Raw genomic sequence first — 18,455 nt, forward strand, 5'->3', positions numbered from 1 at the left:
AGTGGCCACAGTGAAAGCTGCGGTTGCCAATCCCGAATCCCCAATCCCCAATTCCCGCCTCACAACGTGAGGCACCATGAGCACTATCCGTTGCGACATCGTCAGCGCCGAGAAGGAAATCTTCCACGGTGAGGCGACGCTGGTCGTGGCCACCGGCGAGCTGGGTGAGCTGGGCATCGCGCCCAAGCACGCGCCGCTGATCACGCGCCTGAAGCCGGGCAAGGTGGTGGTCACCACCGCCAATGGCGAACACCTGGACTTCGCCATTTCCGGCGGCATCCTGGAAGTGCAGCCGCAGGTGGTGACCGTGCTGGTCGACACCGCGGTGCGTGCCCAGGACATCGACGAAGCCGCCGTGCGCAAGGTCAAGGAAGAGGCCGAGCGTCTGCTGGCCAACCGTGGCGACACCGTGGACGTGGCCGATGCGCAGCGTCGGCTGGCCGAAGCGACCGTGCAGCTGCAGGCACTGGAACGGCTGCGTCGCACCCTCAAGCACTAAGCACGCGGGCTCGCGCCCGTGTGCTCGTTACGCGATACCTGCTGCACCGCCACACCCAGGTGTGGAGTGAAAACGCCGACCCTCGTGTCGGCGTTTTCGTTTCTGGCGCTGCGCATGCGGGGGGTGGCTTGCAGGCTCGGGGACTGCAGGCACACTGCGTGGCTTGTGCTGTGCTGCCGGCGGCGCGGCATCTCACCTGCATATCGAGGAACACCCGATGACCCGGACGATCGATGACTTTCGTGGCTACGCGCTGAGCGGCCTGCTGGCCGTGGCGTTGCTGGGGTGTGCGCTGCCGGTACGCAGCCAGCCGCCGCTGGATCCGTTGCTGGATCGCATCGTGCAACGCAACGCCATCGGCGATGCGGTGGCGCTGAGCAAATGGGACAGCGGCAAGCCGGTGCTGGACCAGACCCGCGAGGCGGCGGTACTGCAGAGCGTGCGCGAGCAGGCGCCTGCGCACGGGCTGGATGCCGACGATGCGGCGCGCTTCTTCGCTGCGCAGATCGAGGCCAACAAGTCGGTGCAGTACGCACTGCTGAACCACTGGCGCGAACGTGGGCGCGCGCCGGACACGGCGCGGCCGGATCTGGCGGGCCTGCGCACGCGTCTGGATCAGCTGCAAGGCGAACTGCTCGACGCACTGGCCGATGTCGCGCCGGCGCGTGCAGCGCCGCAATGCCCGGCCAATACCGCGCATGCCGCCGCCCGGTATGCGGCGCAATGGCAGCTGGACGCGCTGCATCGCGCGGCGCTGGTCCGCAGCCTGGGCGATTTCTGCCACTGATTCGCGTGGCGTCCAAGGCGGGCCATGCACGGCGCAGACCTCGGCGGTGCGGGTGACGGCAACGCCGATCGCGTTTTCTGTCAGTCCAACCCGGCACCGTTGTCGACGACTGCGCTGACGTCAGCGCGCTCGCTAGCGATACACCACGTGCCGGCCCAGGAAAAACGACACGATCGCCAGGCCACCTTCCACCAGCGGTTTGGCCAGCCAGGCCTGACGCAGGCCGACCAGGTCCACTGTCGCCGACAACAGCCAGGTGCTGATGAGGGTCAGTGCCAGCCACATCAGCGCAAAGCGACGGAAACGCGGCCAGCCCAGGCGTGCACCGCCGTCCTGGGCAAAGGTGTAGCGGCCGTTGAGCCAGAAGCCCAGCACCGCGCCGCTGATCCGCCCGAGCAGGTTGGCCGGCACGGCAGGCATGCCGGCCGCGGTGGCGGCGATGAAGATGCCGCAATCCACCGCCAGTTGCAGGGCGCCAATGATCATGAATTGGCTGCCTTGGCGGAACAGACTCATGCAGGCCGGGTCATCGTGGAGGGGCGCTCATGCTAACGGCAGCGGCGCTTGAAAAGTGTCATCGTCGCGCGTGCTGCAGGCGGGACACGACGCATTGCCGGGACAGCGACTAGAATTTAGCGCTCCCACGTTCTGGAACGCTTCGATGACTCTGCCCTTGCACGTCGTGATCCTGGCCGCGGGCGAGGGCAAGCGCATGCGCTCGTCCCTGCCCAAGGTGCTGCAGCCGCTGGCGGGCCAGCCGATGCTGGCACATGTGATCGCCACCGCGCGGCAGCTGCAGCCGGCAGCGATCCATGTGGTGCACGGGCATGGCGGCGAGCAGGTGCAGGCGGCGTTCGCCGCGCAGGACGACCTGCACTGGGCCGAGCAACGTCAGCAACTGGGCACCGGGCATGCGGTGCAACAGGCGATGGATGCGATTCCGGATGCGGCGACGGTGCTGGTGCTGTACGGCGATGTGCCACTGATCCAGTGCCAGGACCTGCTGCAGTTGCTGCATGCACCCGGGCGCATGGCGGTGCTGGTGGCCGATGTGCCCAATCCCACCGGGTACGGCCGCATCCTGCGCGATGCCGAAGGCAAGGTCGCCGCGATCGTCGAGCAGAAGGACGCCAATGACGAGCAGCGCCGCATCCGCACCATCAACACCGGCATCCTCACTGCCGAGTCCACGGCGCTGCGCCGCTGGCTGGGCGGTCTGTCCAACGAGAATGCACAGGGCGAGTTCTATCTCACCGACGTGTTCGCCAGCGCCGCTGCCGATTTCACTCCGGCCGACATGGTGCACGTGGCCGATGCGCAGGACGTGGAAGGCGCCAACGACCCCTGGCAGCTGGCGCAGCTGGAGCGCGCCTGGCAGCTGCGTGCGGCGCGTGCGCTCTGCCTGCAGGGCGTGCGTATGGCCGACCCGGCGCGCGTGGAGCAGCGCGGCTCGGTGACGGTAGGCAGCGACGTGCAGCTGGACATCGATGTGGTCCTGGAAGGCGATGTGACACTGGGCGATGGCGTAGTGATCGGCCCCTTCGTGCGCTTGCGCGATGTGACGCTGGGCGCCGGCACGCAGGTCCGCGCGCACTGCGACCTGGAAGGCGTGGTGACCGAGGGGGCGGTGCAGATCGGCCCGTTCGCGCGGCTGCGTCCTGGCACCGTGCTGGCCGATGGCGTGCATATCGGTAACTTCGTCGAGACCAAGAAGGTCACGATGGGCGTGGGCAGCAAGGCCAACCATCTGACCTACCTGGGAGATGCGGTGATCGGCAGCAAGGTCAACATCGGCGCCGGCACCATCACCTGCAATTACGATGGGGTGAACAAGTCGCAGACCACCATCGGCGATGGCGCCTTCGTCGGCTCCAACAGCGCGTTGGTGGCACCGATCGAGATCGGCGCCATGGCCACGATCGGCGCCGGCTCGGTGATCACGCGCGATGCACCACCCCACCAGCTCAGTGTGGCGCGGCCACGGCAGACGGTGATCGAAGGTTGGGAACGCCCGACCAAGAAATAGCGTGTTTTCCAGGCGTGTGGCGTGGCTGCACGTCGCTGCAAGGGGCGGGCCGCCGCTGTGCAGTGGTGCCGTGCACAGGCAACGCCCGCCACGACCGATCACGAGGTGCACGATGCAAACGTCACGTTGCGCGCTGCGGGTGACATTACTGCTGACATTGGCGGCACTGCTGCCCATGTCAGCCCATGCGCAGACCTACCGGCTGTATCTGGCGCCGGACGGCAACGATGCGGCGGCGGGCACCAGCGCAGCGACCGCGTTGCGGAGCCTGGCGGCTGCCCAGCAACGGCTGCTGGAGCAGCGGCCGGGCGGTGCGGTGGACGTGGTGATTGCCGCAGGCACGTATCTGCAACAGTCGGTGCAATGGACCTTCACCAACGGGGCGCCCATTCGCTTCATCGCTGCGCCGGATGCGGCCGCGCCACCGTGGTTCGACGGACGCGGCGGTGCGACCTGGTTCACGCTGAAGGGCGGCGGTGATGCCGCCACCCGGCTGACCTTCGCCGGGTTGAGGGTCAGCAATTACTGGATGGCGATGGACCTGGGCAGCAGCAAGCGCAGCGCCGACGGCAACAGCGGCAACGTCATCCGCAACATGACCTTCGAGCGGATCGGTGGCATCCATGGCAGCAGCAGCGAGGCCGCCTATTCGTTCGCGGCGATCCGCCTGCAGAACTCGCGCGACAACCGCATCGAACGCAATCGCTTTGTGTCCATCGAAAACGACACCCGGACCTCGGGTTTCGTGCACGCGATCTACCTGGCGCGCCACTCCTCCGGAAACCGCATCGAAGGCAATACCTTCACCGAGGTCAACGGCGATGCCGTGCGTACCCGCGATGCCTCCGACAATACCTACGTGGCGACCAACCGTTTCGTCCGGGCCGGCAAGTACGCGGCGTTTTCGGACTGGATCAAGCCCGATGGCGAATGTCCGTCGCAAGGCGGGCAGTTCGTCGACAATACCGTGGGAGCCGGCTATTACGGCGCCATCGCCGCCACCCGCACCAGCGGTGCCGACGATGCCTGCGGTGCGTTGAAACAGCCGCGGATCCAGGAGCGCGGGACGCTGCGCGGCGATTGAACGCTGCGATCGCTTGCAGCGAACTAGCCGGCCGCCGCAGCCGGCAGCAGCAAGGTGACGCACAAGCCGCCGTGTTCGCGGTTGTGCAGCGAGATGCGCCCGCCGTGCGCTTCGGCGATCTCGCGGGTGAGCGCAAGCCCGAGCCCGGTGCCGTTGCGCTTGGTCGAATAGAACGGCATCAGTGCGTTATGCAGCACGGCCTCGTTCATGCCGTTGCCGCGGTCCAGCACTTCGATCCGCAGCCATTGCGGCACGCGCGTGACGCGGACGGCGACATCGCTGTTGGGCGGCTGCGCTTCGCTGCAGGCCTCGTGCGCGTTCTTGAGCAGGTTGAGCAGCGCCTGCTCGATCTGCGCGGCATCGATGCGGCTGGAGACATCGCTCAGTGCGCCTTGCAGCTGGAACGGAATCTGCTGCCGCAAACGCTCCAGGAACGGCGCCCATTCGATGGTCTGCAACTGCGGCTGCGGCAGCTTGGCAAACCGCGCGTAGCCGCGGATGAAACCTTCCAGATGACGGGCGCGTTCTTCGATGGTTTCGAACACCGTGCCAAGCCGGTCGGTGCGTTCGCGGCGCAGCAACTCGGCGCCGGAATGCGCCAGCGAGGCGATCGGTGCGAGCGAGTTATTCAATTCATGGCTGATCACGCGGATGACCTTCTTCCAGGTCTGCACTTCCTGGCGCCGCAATTCGGTGGTCAAGGTGCGGATCAGCAACAGCTCGTGGCCGCGTCCATTGAGATGGAAACTGCGGCGTGACAGGTGATAGATCTGCTCGTCGTCTTCGTCATCGCCGTCCTCGCGCACCGCGAACAGGCAATCGCCGCCGCGTGCCAGCGCATCGCGCAGTTCGCCGGGCATGCGCGCGAGCACGTCGTCCAGGTGCTGACCTTCGAGCTTGCGGCCGTCGTGCAACAGCTTGCGTGCGGCATTGTTGGAGAAACCGATGCGGCGCACGCCATCGCCCCCGGCCACGACCAGCAGCATCGCCACCGGGGTGTTCTGCAACATGGTGTCGAGCATCAGTTCGCGTTGCACCAGATTGCGCCGCTGCGCGCGCAGCACCTCGCCCAGTTCCGCATGCGCCTGCACCAGTTGCGCCAGTTCGTCGCTGCCGCGCCAGTACACGCCGAAGTTGTATTCGCCATCGCGGTAGCTGCTGGTGGTGCCGGCCAGGGCGCGGAACAGCGAGCGCATCGGTGCAGTGGCGCGTTGCAGGCTCCACCACATCGTCGCCAGCAGCACGATGGCGGAGATCACCGCCACTTCCCAGCCGCGATCCAGCCAGTACGCGGTGAACCAGGGCAGGGCGGCGGCCAGCACCAGCACCGGCAGCAGGCGCAGGAACAGCGAGAAGGTGAAGGAACGTGGCTGCCACATGCTCAGGCTTACTCCTGGCTGATGCCGTAGCGGTCCATGCGCCGGTACAGCGCCTGCCGGCTCAGCCCCAGCTCGGCGGCGGCCTGGGCGATGACGCCCTGCGCGCGCGCCAGTGCCTGCTCGATCCGGGCGCGATCCGGCTCGCCGGCGGTCGGCGCGGCCGGGCGCGCTGCGGCCGCGCGCGGCAGGTTCAGATCGCCGGCTTCGATGCGCGCACCTTGCGCGAGCAGGGACGCACGTTGCAGCACGTTGCGCAGCTCGCGCACGTTGCCGGGCCAGGCGTGCCGTTGCAAGGCATCGCGTGCCTGCGTGGACAAGGGTTTTTCGCCGGCCAGGAAGTGCTCGGCCAACGGGCCGATATCGCCAGGGCGTTCGGCCAGGGCCGGCAACGCGATTTCCACCGTGTTGAGGCGGTAGTACAGATCTTCGCGGAAGCTGCCATCGCGGATCATCGCCGGCAGATCGGCGTTGGTGGCGCTGATCACCCGCACCTTGGCATGACGTTCGCGGTTGGAGCCCAGGCGCTCGTAACGGCCGGTCTCCAGCACGCGCAGCAGCTTCATCTGCCCGGCCAGCGGCAGGTTGCCGATTTCGTCCAGAAACAGCGTGCCGCCATCGGCGGCTTCGAACTTGCCCTCGCGCGCCTTGTTGGCGCCGGTGTATGCGCCGGCTTCGGCGCCGAACAGCTCCGCTTCGATCAGTTCGCCAGGCAACGCGCCGCAATTGAGCGCAATGAAGGGGCCGTGCCTGGCAGGCGAGTTGGCCTGGATGATCTCGGCGATCTTCTCCTTGCCGCTGCCGTTGGGGCCGGTGATCAGCACCGGCAGGTCCGAGCGTGCGACCTGGCAGGCGAGCGCGATTGCGCGTTCGCTGGCCGGGTCGGCGAACACCGCCCCGCGCAGATCGTAACGCTGGGTCAGTTGCTCACGGCCGCGCCGCTCGCGCGCGCGCCGACGTTCCAGCTCGCGGCGCGCTTCGGACAGCTCCAGCAGGTTGTTGACCGTGGTCAGCAGCTTGGTGTCGTCCCAGGGCTTGGCGATGTAGTCGGCTGCCCCGGCCTTGACCAGGCCCACCGCGCTGCCCAGGTGGGTCCAGGCGGTGAGCAGGATCACCGGCAGGTCCGGGTGGCGCTGACGGATCTGGGTGAACAACGCTTCGCCTTCCTCGCCGGAGGTGGTGTCGGCAGTGAAGTTCATGTCCTGGATCACCAGGTCGAACACCTGCTCGTCCAGCAGCGCCAACCCGGCCTGCGGCGAATGCGCGTGCCGCGCCTCGATGTCGTGCAACGAAAACAGCACCTCCAGCGCAGTGGCCACGGCGGTGTTGTCGTCGATGATCAGGATCTGCGGCATCGGGAACCTTGTTGGAGTGCGAGGGCGAACGGACGGACGAGGTAGACAGATCGCATCATCGCAGCAGCAGGCAGGATTGTCGTGCCGGCATCCGGCAGGCCGGGCGCCTCATGCACTGCGTGTCGCAATCGCCGGGGCCACTGCCGCAGCGCGTCGTGCAGGCCACAGCACCGCAAGCTGGCCGAGCAGCAGCACGGTCACCGCACCGGCGGGTAAGTAAAGTGGCGGCAGGGGCACCGCGTCGTAACGGAGCATCAGCCATTGGTTGAGCAGCACTGCCAGCAGCATGCCCGGGGCGCTGCCGCTGCCGACGATCAGCAGGTTTTCCGCCTGGAAGTAACGCAGGATATCGCCACGGGTTGCACCAATGGCGCGACGGATGCCGATCTGTCGCGTCCGCTGCTCGACCCAGAAACTGGCCAGTCCTCCGATGCCCAGGGCGGTGACAAACAGCAGGCCCGTGGTCGCCGCGAGCAACAGGCCGATCATCGTCGTATCGCGTTGGAAATAGCGTGCGCGTATCTGCGCAAAACTGCGTTGCTTGTCGCCCGGGACCAGCCGCAACGGGCCTGATCCGGCCAGCACGCCGGCCACCTGCGCCAGCACGCGACCGCGGTCCTCCGGCGCGCTGCGCAATAGATAGTGCGTCTGATTGCCGCTGGGGAGTTGCGGCGACAAGGCCACCAGATGATCGAGCTCGGGCTTGCGCAGCCTTGGCCGCAGCAGGTCCTCCACCACGCCGACGACGGTGCTTTGGCTGTCCCATCCGTACAGCGTTTTGCCAACGGCCAGCTGATCTGGCCAGAGTTGCTGCGCCAGCGAGCGGGTGACGATGATCGCGCCCGGCGTGGCACCGGAATACTCGTCCGGTCGAAAATCGCGGCCGGCGATTAGGCGTGCGCCCATGGCCTGCACGAAGCCGGGCGAGCCGGTGTAGTAGCTGGCGTCGACGCAGCCGGCAGCGCCGCTGGATCGCAGTGCGATTGCGCGCTCCAGTGCGCGTTGATTGGCACAGATGCCGCTGTCGTCGGCGCCACCCGACAACGGCAGCGTCGCTCCGATTGCGGTGGCTGCCGTGACCCCGGGAATGCCGCGCAGCGCGATCAGGTCCGCCTGCCACTGCGCTGGCGCATCGGCCTTGGCGTGCAGGCCGCGAACGGTGACCAGCGATACTTCGTCTTCGGGCAAGCCGGTCGCCGTGCGCAGTCTGTCGATCCGGTCGCCGATCAGGAATACCGCATTGGTGACGAATGCACAGGTCAGCGCCACCTGCAGGGCCAACAGCCCGGCGGTGAGGCGGTGGTGTCCCAAGCTGGAAAGAATCGGGCGAAGTGGCAGGTGCATCTCAGAGGTCCTTGACCTGCAGGGCCGGGTTGATGCGGCTGGCCCGCCAGGCCGGCAGCAGTCCTGCAAGCAGTGCGGCGACGATGGCAAGCGCCACGGTGGTCAGCAGCATGGGTGCATCCAGGTGCGCCAGCGCGGCATAGTCGTCGGGGCGCTGGCGCACGCTCCAGAGCCCCACTTCGGCGATCGCGGTTCCCAGCAGGCCGCCCACGACGCCGATCAGCGCCGCTTCGGTGCCGAACTGCAGCATCACGTGGCCGCGGCGCGCGCCAAGTGCGCGCCGCACGCCAATCTCGCCACGGCGGCGCAGGAATTTCGCCAGCAACAGCGCAATCACGTTGATCAGGCAGATCCACAGAAACCCCAAGGCCAGCAGCGTCTGCAGGCGCAGGTCGTTGGGCACCATCTGCAGGTGATCCAGCCAGTCCATCAGCGAATACAGTCGGGCCGTCTGCGGTGGCCGCTGAAAGCGCCCGCTGGCGTGTTGGGTCGCAGCATAGTCGTAGAGAAAACGCTCGTATGCGGCCACCTGTTGCGGGGTATCCAGTTGCACCCAGAACTGCAGCCAGCTGGTGGATGGGGTGTGGAGTTGTCTGACGCCGCTGTCGCTGCGCGTCTCCCAACTGCTGATGCTGGTGCCGGCGTCCAGCTCAAGCTCCATCGCGGTCGAGAGCGGCAGAAAGAAATCGTCCTGGTCGCCAAAGGCGCCCTTGCGGCTTGGGTCTGCATAAAAGAGCGGTTGCGGATTCCATTTGCCAACGACGCCAATAACGCGAAGACCGATGCGCTGCTCGCCGACGGCGACGGTCTGGCCGATTGGATTGCGTGAACCGAACAGGGTGTTTGCAAGCTGCTGGCTCAACACGATCACGCGCGCGTGGTTCTGGTCGTCCTGCCCGCTCCAGCCGCGCCCACGTTGCAGCGAGATGCCGAACAGCGCAAAGAACCCTGCAGTGGCATAGCGGCCGTTGAGGTCGAGTGGGGCTGTGGCGGCCGGCACCGGCCAGATCAGCGCTTGCCCGCTCGCCATTGCCGCTTGATGGACGGCCGGCCCTGCATGTAGCAGGGCCATCGCATCTGGCCAGGTCAGATTGTCCGACGGGTCGCCCCATTCCCGCGTGCGTGGAAGGTCCAGGGGCAGCGGATCCAGATGTGGGGTGTAGAGCAGCTGACTTCTGCCTGGCAACGGATCGCGCGACATGACATGCAGGACCGTCAGCATAGTCATGCTCGCACCGATGCCCAGACCGATTGCCAGTACCACCAGGGTGCTGGCGATCGGGGTGCGCAACAGGCTGCGCCAGGCCAGTTGCAGGCAGTAATGCAACATCACCGGACGTCTTTGCGGGGTTCGATCGGCATCTGTGTCACCTCACGCGCTGCGCGTTGCCACTGCCGGCGGCACCAGCGCGGCGCGCCGGGCGGGCCAGAACACGGCGATCTGGCCCAGCGCCCAGAGCAATAGCGCGCCGATCGGCAGATACAGCACCGGCAGGCGTGGCAACTCGTAGCGGTCCATCAGCCAGATGTTGATGGAGTACGCCAGCAACATGCCGAGCACGATGCCGACCGAGGCCAGCAGGAAGTTTTCGATCTGGAAATAGCGCAGGATCTGACCGCGTGTGGCACCCAGGGCACGCCGAATCCCGATTTGCTTGGTGCGTTGCTGCACCCAGAAGCTGGCCAGGCCGACGATGCCCAGTGCGGTGACGATCAGTAGCGCGATGCAGACCGCGCCAAGTAGCCACACCATTGCGCGATCATTCTCGAAATATTCCGTCCGAATGTCGCTGTACGTCTCTTGTTTCAGGACCAGCCGGCTATTGTCTAATTTCATCAGCGCAGCGACGGCAGATTGCAGCACTTCTGCCCGCCGCGTTGGGTCGGTGACACGAATAATGTACTGGCCTGCGGTGTAGTCGATGCGCAGTGGCAGCAACATCGAGTAATTGCTTTGATCAACACCGCCGGCGCTGTTGTTGGTGGGGCGCGCCAGTGTCTGCACGATGCCGATGATGTGGAGTGCGGTATCGCCTGCATAGACTGTCTTTCCCAATGCATTTTGCGAGGGGAATAGCTTGTCGGCCATGCGCTGGGTGATGATCACTGACAGGCCTTTTTGGTCGATGGACCTGTCGTTATTGGCCTGTGCCATATCGATGAATTCGCTTGCGGTGAAATCACGCCCCGCCACCAGTTGCAGGCCAAGCGTGCCGAGGGTGCCTTCGCTGGCCATGTATTGGGCAGCGCTAAGTGTCTGGCGCTCTTGTTCACGCGTCAGAGAGATGCTGCTGTTCCATGAGTAATGAACAAAGGGAATCTGGTTGATGACGATCGCGCTGCGGACACCTGGCAGGCTGCGCAGTGCAGCCAGGTCTTCGCGTGTGCGCGCTTCTGCATTGACCTGGGTGCCGATGCCCCCCAATTGGATGCTGACCAGTTCCGATTCGGCGATGCCGCTGGGTTGCTGCAGCGTCTCGATGCGGTTGCCGATCAAGAACATGGCATTGCAGATGATGGCGCAGGCGAGTGCGATCTCGAGCACGATCAATGCTGCTGCGGTCTTGTGACGGCGCAGGGTGGAAATGATGGGGCGGATGTCCATGGGCAGTACCTTCGGATAAGAGGCCGTGCCCGCCGCCGGGCGGCGGGCCTGGTGGTCAGGACGCTTTGAGCTGTAGCGCGGGCGCAACCTGGATGGCACGCCAGGAGGGCAGCAAGCCGGCCAACAGGCTGGCAACGAGCGCCAATGCGAAGGTGAGCAACAACATCTTCGGATCCAGGTGCGCAAGCTTGGCGTAGTCGACAGGTTGTTGGCGCACGACCCACAACCCAAACCATGCCAGCCCAAGCCCTGCCATGCCGCCCGCAAGTCCGATGGTTCCGGCTTCGACCAGGCATTGCGCAAAGATGGCACCGCGTGAGGCACCCAGGGCACGACGCACGCCGATCTCTCCACTGCGGCGCAGGAACTTGGCGAGTAGCAACCCCACGGTATTGAGCAGGCACACCAGCAGGAAGCCCATCGCCAGCCATAGCTGCAGCCGGACGTCGCTCGGGACCACTTCCTTGTAGTCCAGCCACTCCATCACGTTGCGCAGGCGGGTATTGTTCGGACGTTCAAAGCGCCCCGCAGCGCGCTGCTGATCGGAGTAGTTATCCAGGTAGGCTTTGTAGTCGCCGGCCTGCGCTGGGCTGTCAAGCTCCACCCAGTACTGCATCCATGTGCAGGACGCGTTGAGCGCTGTCTGATCGCTGTTGTCGTTTTTACCATAGCAATTCATACCGCCGTAATGGTCCATCTTCAGATCCATTGCGACGGAGAATGGCAGATACACTTGCTCGCTCGAGCCGTAGCTGTTGGTGACATCATAGAAACGTGGGTTGACTTTCCAGTCATTGAGAACACCAACGATACGAAAGGTGTTCTTGTCCATGCGCAGGTCGCGGCCGACACTATTGCTGCCGTCGAACAGTTTGTCGTTGAGTTCCTTGGTGATCACCGCAACGCGTTCGTGGCCCGCGTCGCTACCGGCCGACCAGCCTTGGCCATACAGGAAAGGTGTTTCGAACATCGGGAAGAAATCTGCCGACGTAAAGCGCACTTCCGATTTGAAGGCAGTCATACCGTTCTTGTCGGGCTCGATCGCCACTCTTCCACCGGTCATCAGCGCTTGCCGTTTTGCACGTTTTTCGCGCAGCAGCGTTTCGGCATCAAAGCGAGTGACCTGGTCGCCAGGCTCTTCTCCCGGCTGGTAGCCTGCCTTGGGGTATGGGTCCACCAATGCGCTGAACAACCGATCGCTCTTTTGCGGAATCGGATCGCCCGACAGCACATAGAACACCGTCAAGGTGGTCATGCTGGCGCCGATGCCCAGCGCGATCGCAAGCACCATCAGTGCGGTCAGTATCTTGTTGCGGCGGAAGCTGCGTAACGCCAGATTGAAGTAGTAGCCGAACATGGGATGTGCCTCTTATTCGGCCAGGGTGGGGGCGCTGTGGCGCGCGCGCATCAGGGCGGGGTTGCGTTCCAGATCGGTGGCCTGGCCGTCGACGATGTGCACGTTGCGCTGCGCGCGTGCGGCCAGTTCCGGGTCGTGGGTGACCATCACGATGGTGGTGCCCTGGCTGTTGATCTCTTCCAGCAGTTCCATCACCCCGCGTGCCATCTGCGAGTCGAGGTTGCCGGTGGGCTCGTCGGCCAGCAGCAGGCGCGGGCTGCCGGCCAATGCGCGGGCGATGGCGGCACGTTGCTGCTGGCCGCCCGACAGTTCGGTGGGGTAGTGCTTCAGGCGCGAGCCCAGGCCGACCTTGGTCAAGGCCTCTTCGATGCGCTGCTTGCGCTCGGCCGCAGCCATGCCGCGATAACGCAGCGGCACATCGACGTTGTCGAACAGGTTGAGGTCGGGAATCAGGTTGAAGCCCTGGAAGATGAAACCGATCTTGCGGTTGCGCAGGCGCGAACGCGCATCGTCGGACAGATGGCTGACGTCCTCGCCGTCGAGCAGGTACTGCCCGCTGGTGAAGGTCTCCAGCAGCCCGGCCAGGTTGAGGAAGGTGGTCTTGCCCGAGCCGGAGGGGCCGGTGACCGCGACGAATTCGCCTTCGCGCACATGCAGGTCCAGCGAACGCAGTGCATGCGTTTCCACCTGTTCGGTGCGGAAGACCTTGGAGACCGATTGCATCTTGAGCATTGCCGAGTCCTTTGCAAGAGAGGTAGGTGCGAAAGAGCTTTAGAGTGGCGACCGCAACGTGGCGCGCGGTCGTCAGGCGTGTGTAAGGCTGCGTAGTGGCCGCTTTCTAGTGGACGGTGACGCGTGGCGCATCGCCAAAGTTGTCTGCACCGGAGACCACCACGCGGTCGCCGACCTGCAGCCCGGACAGCACCTGCACCTCGCCCAGGCTGCTGACCCCCATGCGCACCGGTCGGCGCACCGCGGTGTTGCCATCCATCACATAGGCGTAGCTGCCGCCGGATTGTTCGACGAACGGGCCGCGCTCGACCTTGAGCACGTTGCGGCGCGTGTCCATCACCACCCGTGCGCTCATGCGCTGGCTCTGGCGCAGGCCGGGCGGCTGCTTGTCGGCAAAGCGGATGCGTGCGGTGACTTCGCCGTTGACCACTTCCGGCGACACCGCCGAGATGGCGCCCGGGAACGGTTCGCCGCTGCCGCTGGTGAGCTGCGCCGGCATGCCGATGGCCAGGTCGCGCGCAAAACTTTCCGGCACCTTGATCTCGACTTCGAACTTGGACAGATCCACCACGCCCAGGATCGGCGCGTTTGCCGCGACCTGGGTGTGCTGCACCGCCTGCACCTGGCCGACCTGGCCATCGAACGGCGACAGCAGCGTGAGCGCATCGACCTGGCGCTGCACTTCGGCCACCACCGCGCGCTGGCGGTCGGCGAGCAGGCGCTTGTTGCGCGAATCCAGGTCTGCCCCCTGGCTCTTCAGCGACGCATCCCGCTCGGCGTGCTGCAGGTCGATGTCGGTCTTCTTCAAGGTGTCTTGCGCCTTGGCCAGTTCCACCTGCGGCACCGCGCCGCCATCGTAGCCGCGCTGGTAGCGCTCCAGGTCGCGCGCGGCAGCCTGCTTGTCGATCTTGGCCTGGTCGGTGAGCTTGCTGGCGTTGGCGCGGGCCAGCGTGGCGTCCAGCCCGGCGCGGCTGGATTCGGCTTCCAGGCCTGCCAGCGTGGCCTGCTCCTGGGCCAGCTTGCTGCGCAGTTCCGGGCTGTCGATGCGCGCCAGCTCCTGGCCCTGCTTGACCACGTCGCCTGCCACCACGCTCAGCGTCACCGTGCCGGCCGAGATGGCGTACAGCACGGGGCTGTTGGCGGCGATGACGCGGCCATCGGCGGCGATGTCGCGCACCAGGTCACCCTGGCTGACGGTGGCAATCCGCACCCGGCTGGCATCGAACGAACGGCTGCCGGCGCTCCACGCGGTGACCGCCCAGCCGATGCCGGCCAGTACCGCGACCACCGCGATGCCGGGCCATAGCCAGCGGCGCCAGGGCGCGCTCTGGGCGGGTGTACGGAGAACCTGGTCCTGGGCGGAGGTATCGCGAATCATGGTCGGCTGGCTCGGTGGCGTCACTGCGATAAAGCAGGACGTGTGCCAACCTTCAAGTGATTGAAAGCAATCATCTTTATGGGCTGGCGAGCGGTGTCCGCAGTGTCCGCGGACACCGCTGCGGACAGGTTGTCCGGGCATGGTCATGCAGCGGACAAGAGCGGACACGCTAAAATGCGCGGCTTCGTCCTCAAGGGTTGTCCTATGTGCGGCATTGTCGGAGCGATCGCCGGGCGCGACGTGGTCCCGGTCCTGATCGAGGGACTCAAGCGTCTGGAGTACCGCGGCTACGATTCCTCCGGCATCGCCGTGCTCGATGGCGACCAGGTGCGCCGCGTGCGTCGCACCGGGCGTGTGGCGGAGATGGCGCAGGCGGCGCAGGCCGAGCAGTTCGGCGCGACGCTGGGCATCGGCCACACCCGCTGGGCCACACATGGCGGCGTCACCGAGGCCAATGCGCACCCGCACATCAGTGACGGCGTGGCGCTGGTGCACAACGGCATCATCGAAAACCACGAGCAGCAGCGCGAGAAGCTGCGCGCGCTCGGCTACACCTTCGAGTCGCAGACCGATACCGAGGTCATCGCGCATCTGATCCATCACCATCTAGGCAGTGCAGGCGACCTGTTGACCGCGCTGCAACGCACCGTCAAGGAACTCACCGGTGCCTATGCGCTGGCGGTGATGAGCCAGGCCGAGCCGGAGCGCTTCGTCTGCGCGCGCATGGGCTGCCCGTTGCTGATCGGCGTGGGCGAGGGCGAGAACTTCGTCGCCTCCGATGTCTCGGCCATCGTGCAGGCCACCCGCCAGGTGATCTTCCTGGAAGAGGGCGACACCGCCGAGTTGCGCCGCGATGGCGTGCGCATTTTCGATGGCAACGACGCGCCGGTCGAGCGCCCGCTGCATCTGTCGGATGTGTCGCTGGCATCGCTGGAACTGGGCCCGTTCCGCCATTTCATGCAGAAGGAAATCCACGAGCAGCCGCGTGCGCTGGCCGATACCATCGAAGCGGCGATCGATGCCAAGGGCTTCCCTGCGTCCCTGTTCGGCCCGACTGCCGAAGCGGTGTTGCGCGACATCGAAGGCGTGCAGATCCTGGCCTGCGGCACCAGCTATTACGCCGGCATGACCGCGCGCTACTGGATCGAGGCGATCGCCGGGCTGCCGTGCAGCGTGGAGATCGCCAGCGAGTACCGCTATCGCGCCGCCTACGCCAACCCGAAACATCTGATCGTCACCATCTCCCAATCCGGCGAAACGCTGGACACGATGGAAGCGCTGAAATACGCCAAGTCGCTGGGACATCTGCACACGCTGTCGATCTGCAACGTGCCCGAAAGCGCCATCCCGCGCGCCAGCGAACTGGTCTGCTACACGCGTGCCGGTGCCGAGATCGGCGTCGCCTCGACCAAGGCATTCACCACCCAGCTGGCGGTGCTGTTCCAGCTGACCATGGTGCTGGGAAAATTGCACGGACGCATCGGCGAAGCCGAAGAGGCGGACTATCTGGAGCAGCTGCGCTTTCTGCCCGGCAGCGTGCAGCACGCGCTGAATCTGGAGCCGCAGATCATGGCCTGGGCCGAGCGTTTCTCGGTCAAGGAAAACGCACTGTTTCTCGGCCGCGGCCTGCATTACCCGATCGCGCTGGAAGGCGCGCTCAAGCTCAAGGAAATCTCCTATATCCACGCCGAAGCGTATCCGGCCGGCGAGTTGAAGCACGGCCCGCTGGCGCTGGTGGACGCGGCGATGCCGGTGGTGGTGATCGCGCCCAATGACCGCCTGCTGGAGAAGGTCAAGTCCAACATGCAGGAGGTGCGTGCACGCGGCGGCGAGCTGTTCGTGTTCGCCGACCAGGACAGCCACTTCAGCGAATCCGAAGGCGTGCACGTGATCCGTACCCCGCGCCATGCTGGCGTGCTGTCGCCGGTGATCCACACCATTCCGGTGCAGCTGCTGGCGTATCACACCGCACTGGCGCGCGGCACCGATGTGGACAAGCCGCGTAACCTGGCCAAGTCGGTGACGGTGGAGTAGGTAGGCGCAGCTGATCGAAGAGCTGCGCTCGGTGCAACGCGAGCGCAGTCGCTGCCAGCTACGGCATCCACCCACGTGCATGGCGGTTCTCCACCGCACCTGCAGACGACTGCCCGCCGCATCTGGCCAGCCTCCCCTCGGTTGCGCCCTGGCATCGGGTGACGGTGCGGCGGCATGCGTCGCCATGACCTACAGGTGGATGGGCCACCGCGTCGCGCCAGCGGGCGCAGGACGCGATCGATGCGGCAGTGATGGAAGATTGGCAGACGACCGGTCCGGCTGCCAACGCGATGGCCCAGGTTATGCATACGCTTGTTGCGAGGGTCCCATCACGCAGGAGGACGTATGCACGAGTCTTTCAAACAGGGCGCGCCGGCGGAGTTGTGGCAGGCGTTGGTACGTGAGGCCGGGCAGCGGATCGCACACCCGCTGGACGAATCGCGCGAGCACTATCTGGTGTTCGTGCTGCTGCGCCTGCAGCGCGATGCGCAGCTGGTCTCGCGCACCCAGGCGCTGGCCTGGCTGCACGCGCAGGACCAGATCGGCAGTCTGCGGGCGGATGCATTGCGCGACATCGGAGATCAATGCCTGCTGATTGCAGGCCTGTTTCCCGGGATCGCGCAGCGCCGCCGGCTCAGCGTCGACTACTTCATCGAACTGGGCCGCGGCGCATATTTCGAAGTGGCCGACACGCGCTACAGCGATGCAGGCCTGTTTGCACAGTTGGCCGGGACCTACCGCGAACTGGTCAGCACACTTGCCGCATTGCGCCCGCCGCGCCAGTGGCAGCGCAGTCACGGCGGACTGCTGCATGCGTAGCTAAGCGTCACTTCCGGGGCGGTCCCGACAGATGTGGGGACCGCCCCGACTGCCAAGTGCGCACGATGCGCTCACACTCAGCCCGCAACTGAGCGTTCTAGCCGACTGCGGACCGTTGTCTGATGGACCAAAGCACTGTGCGGTTGATCGCTGTCCGCGCGATCTGACAGTGCCATGTCGCATTGCGTGGGGGACACGCAATGCGACGCTGTTTCCAGGGGAAGGAATCCATGAAAGCGTTTATTGCGGTGGCGACCTCGGTGCTGAGCGGTGCCGCAATGGCTGGCGACGTCCCGCCCGGCGTCGTGGCGCACGATGGCACCCGCATCTGGGTGCATGGCGCGCGGACACACGCGGGAGCGGTGGTCTCCGCTGGCGCAGCCTGTTCGCGCGCGGCGTTTGGTGGCAAGTGCCGGTAGCGTAATGCTTGAAATAGTCGGTGCCCGGGAACTCCGGGCACCTTGCCATGCGGCGTTATGCGTTACGCCAGCGGCGTATTGGAGATGATCTCCACCCAGTAGCCGTCCGGGTCCTTGATGAAGGCCAGGTGCTTCATGCGGCCGTCTTCCAGGCGTTTCTGGTACGGCACGTTGAGGCTGTCGAAACGCGCGCAGGCGGCGTGGATGTCCGGTACCGAGATGCAGATGTGGCCGAAGCCGCGTGGGTCGCTGTTGCCGTCGTGGTAGACCGGGCCGTCCTGGGTTTCGGTGCCGTGGTTGTGGGTGAGCTCGAGCACGCCGGGGATGCCGGCCATCCACAGCCGACGCGCGGCATCGTCGTCGGGGATCGCGGTGCCGTCGGGCAGCAGGGCCAGGAAGTACAGGCTGAACTGCGCATCGGCAAAATGGCGCGCATCCAGCAGGCGGAAGCCCAGCACGCGCGTGTAGAAATCCAGCGAACGCTGCGCATCCTTGATGCGCAGCATGGTGTGGTTGAACACGAAACCGGCGGTGTCGGCAGGTGCGGCGCTGGCGCCGGGGACGTGTTGCAGGTCGGTCAAAGGCATTGTGGTCTCCTCGGTGGAATGTGGTGGCAGGTCGGGCTGCGCTGGGTGCCGAT

16 protein-coding genes are annotated in these 18,455 nt (G+C 65.7%); 6 read left to right on the forward strand and 10 right to left on the reverse strand.

What is annotated here, in order from left to right; translation table 11 throughout:
* Positions 1-76 precede the first annotated feature (76 nt).
* Positions 77-499: a F0F1 ATP synthase subunit epsilon gene (locus tag EO174_RS04395; RefSeq protein ID WP_104583248.1), complete on the forward strand. Its 423-nt coding sequence runs from the start codon at positions 77-79 to the stop codon at positions 497-499.
* A 217-nt stretch (positions 500-716) separates the two neighbouring features.
* On the forward strand, positions 717-1,286 hold the full coding sequence (locus EO174_RS04400) for a chorismate mutase (RefSeq protein WP_115677867.1): 570 nt from the start codon (positions 717-719) through the stop codon (positions 1,284-1,286).
* 132 nt (positions 1,287-1,418) lie between these two features.
* Here the strand turns inward: EO174_RS04400 and EO174_RS04405 are convergent, their stop codons facing one another.
* Positions 1,419-1,802 (reverse strand): GtrA family protein, encoded by a 384-nt coding sequence (locus EO174_RS04405; protein ID WP_104583250.1) that lies wholly within the window; start codon positions 1,800-1,802, stop codon positions 1,419-1,421.
* A gap of 145 nt (positions 1,803-1,947) precedes the next feature.
* Between EO174_RS04405 and glmU the strand changes: the two genes are divergently transcribed.
* On the forward strand, positions 1,948-3,312 hold the full coding sequence (gene glmU / locus EO174_RS04410) for a bifunctional UDP-N-acetylglucosamine diphosphorylase/glucosamine-1-phosphate N-acetyltransferase GlmU (RefSeq protein ID WP_126942542.1): 1,365 nt from the start codon (positions 1,948-1,950) through the stop codon (positions 3,310-3,312).
* A gap of 112 nt (positions 3,313-3,424) precedes the next feature.
* Positions 3,425-4,396, forward strand: a complete 972-nt coding sequence (locus EO174_RS04415) for a NosD domain-containing protein (RefSeq protein WP_126942545.1) — start codon at positions 3,425-3,427, stop codon at positions 4,394-4,396.
* A 23-nt stretch (positions 4,397-4,419) separates the two neighbouring features.
* Here EO174_RS04415 and EO174_RS04420 read toward each other — a convergent pair whose 3' ends face one another.
* The 8 genes from EO174_RS04420 to EO174_RS04455 form a co-directional block, all read right to left on the reverse strand.
* Complete coding sequence (locus EO174_RS04420; RefSeq protein WP_104649359.1) at positions 4,420-5,775, reverse strand: HAMP domain-containing sensor histidine kinase; 1,356 nt, start codon at positions 5,773-5,775, stop codon at positions 4,420-4,422.
* A gap of 8 nt (positions 5,776-5,783) precedes the next feature.
* Complete coding sequence (locus tag EO174_RS04425) at positions 5,784-7,127, reverse strand: sigma-54 dependent transcriptional regulator (RefSeq protein WP_115677870.1); 1,344 nt, start codon at positions 7,125-7,127, stop codon at positions 5,784-5,786.
* A gap of 108 nt (positions 7,128-7,235) precedes the next feature.
* Positions 7,236-8,471: an FtsX-like permease family protein gene (locus EO174_RS04430; RefSeq protein WP_126942548.1), complete on the reverse strand. Its 1,236-nt coding sequence runs from the start codon at positions 8,469-8,471 to the stop codon at positions 7,236-7,238.
* A gap of 1 nt (position 8,472) precedes the next feature.
* Positions 8,473-9,801, reverse strand: a complete 1,329-nt coding sequence (locus EO174_RS04435; RefSeq protein WP_126942550.1) for an ABC transporter permease — start codon at positions 9,799-9,801, stop codon at positions 8,473-8,475.
* Between the two features lie 42 nt (positions 9,802-9,843).
* Complete coding sequence (locus EO174_RS04440; RefSeq protein ID WP_119128298.1) at positions 9,844-11,076, reverse strand: FtsX-like permease family protein; 1,233 nt, start codon at positions 11,074-11,076, stop codon at positions 9,844-9,846.
* Between the two features lie 55 nt (positions 11,077-11,131).
* Entirely contained in the window at positions 11,132-12,433 is a 1,302-nt protein-coding gene (locus tag EO174_RS04445) for an ABC transporter permease (RefSeq protein WP_126942553.1), read from the reverse strand.
* A 12-nt stretch (positions 12,434-12,445) separates the two neighbouring features.
* On the reverse strand, positions 12,446-13,165 hold the full coding sequence (locus EO174_RS04450; RefSeq protein ID WP_104583259.1) for an ABC transporter ATP-binding protein: 720 nt from the start codon (positions 13,163-13,165) through the stop codon (positions 12,446-12,448).
* 106 nt (positions 13,166-13,271) lie between these two features.
* The gene (locus tag EO174_RS04455) at positions 13,272-14,543 is read right to left on the reverse strand and encodes an efflux RND transporter periplasmic adaptor subunit (RefSeq protein ID WP_126942556.1); all 1,272 of its coding nucleotides are present in this window, start codon (positions 14,541-14,543) and stop codon (positions 13,272-13,274) included.
* 204 nt (positions 14,544-14,747) lie between these two features.
* Here EO174_RS04455 and glmS point away from each other — a divergent pair, with 204 nt between their 5' ends.
* Both glmS and EO174_RS04465 read left to right on the forward strand, forming a co-directional pair.
* Positions 14,748-16,577: a glutamine--fructose-6-phosphate transaminase (isomerizing) gene (gene glmS, locus EO174_RS04460; protein ID WP_126942718.1), complete on the forward strand. Its 1,830-nt coding sequence runs from the start codon at positions 14,748-14,750 to the stop codon at positions 16,575-16,577.
* Positions 16,578-16,922: 345 nt separating this feature from the next.
* Positions 16,923-17,396 carry a hypothetical protein gene (locus EO174_RS04465; RefSeq protein ID WP_126942559.1) on the forward strand — a complete coding sequence of 158 codons (474 nt, stop codon included), beginning with the start codon at positions 16,923-16,925 and terminating at the stop codon, positions 17,394-17,396.
* Between the two features lie 481 nt (positions 17,397-17,877).
* Here EO174_RS04465 and gloA read toward each other — a convergent pair whose 3' ends face one another.
* Positions 17,878-18,402 (reverse strand): lactoylglutathione lyase, encoded by a 525-nt coding sequence (gene gloA / locus EO174_RS04475; RefSeq protein WP_104583264.1) that lies wholly within the window; start codon positions 18,400-18,402, stop codon positions 17,878-17,880.
* Between the last annotated feature and the right edge of the window lie 53 nt (positions 18,403-18,455).

This window comes from Xanthomonas sp. BRIP62418, assembly GCF_003993495.1.
Classification (GTDB): Bacteria; Pseudomonadota; Gammaproteobacteria; order Xanthomonadales; family Xanthomonadaceae; genus Xanthomonas; species Xanthomonas euroxanthea.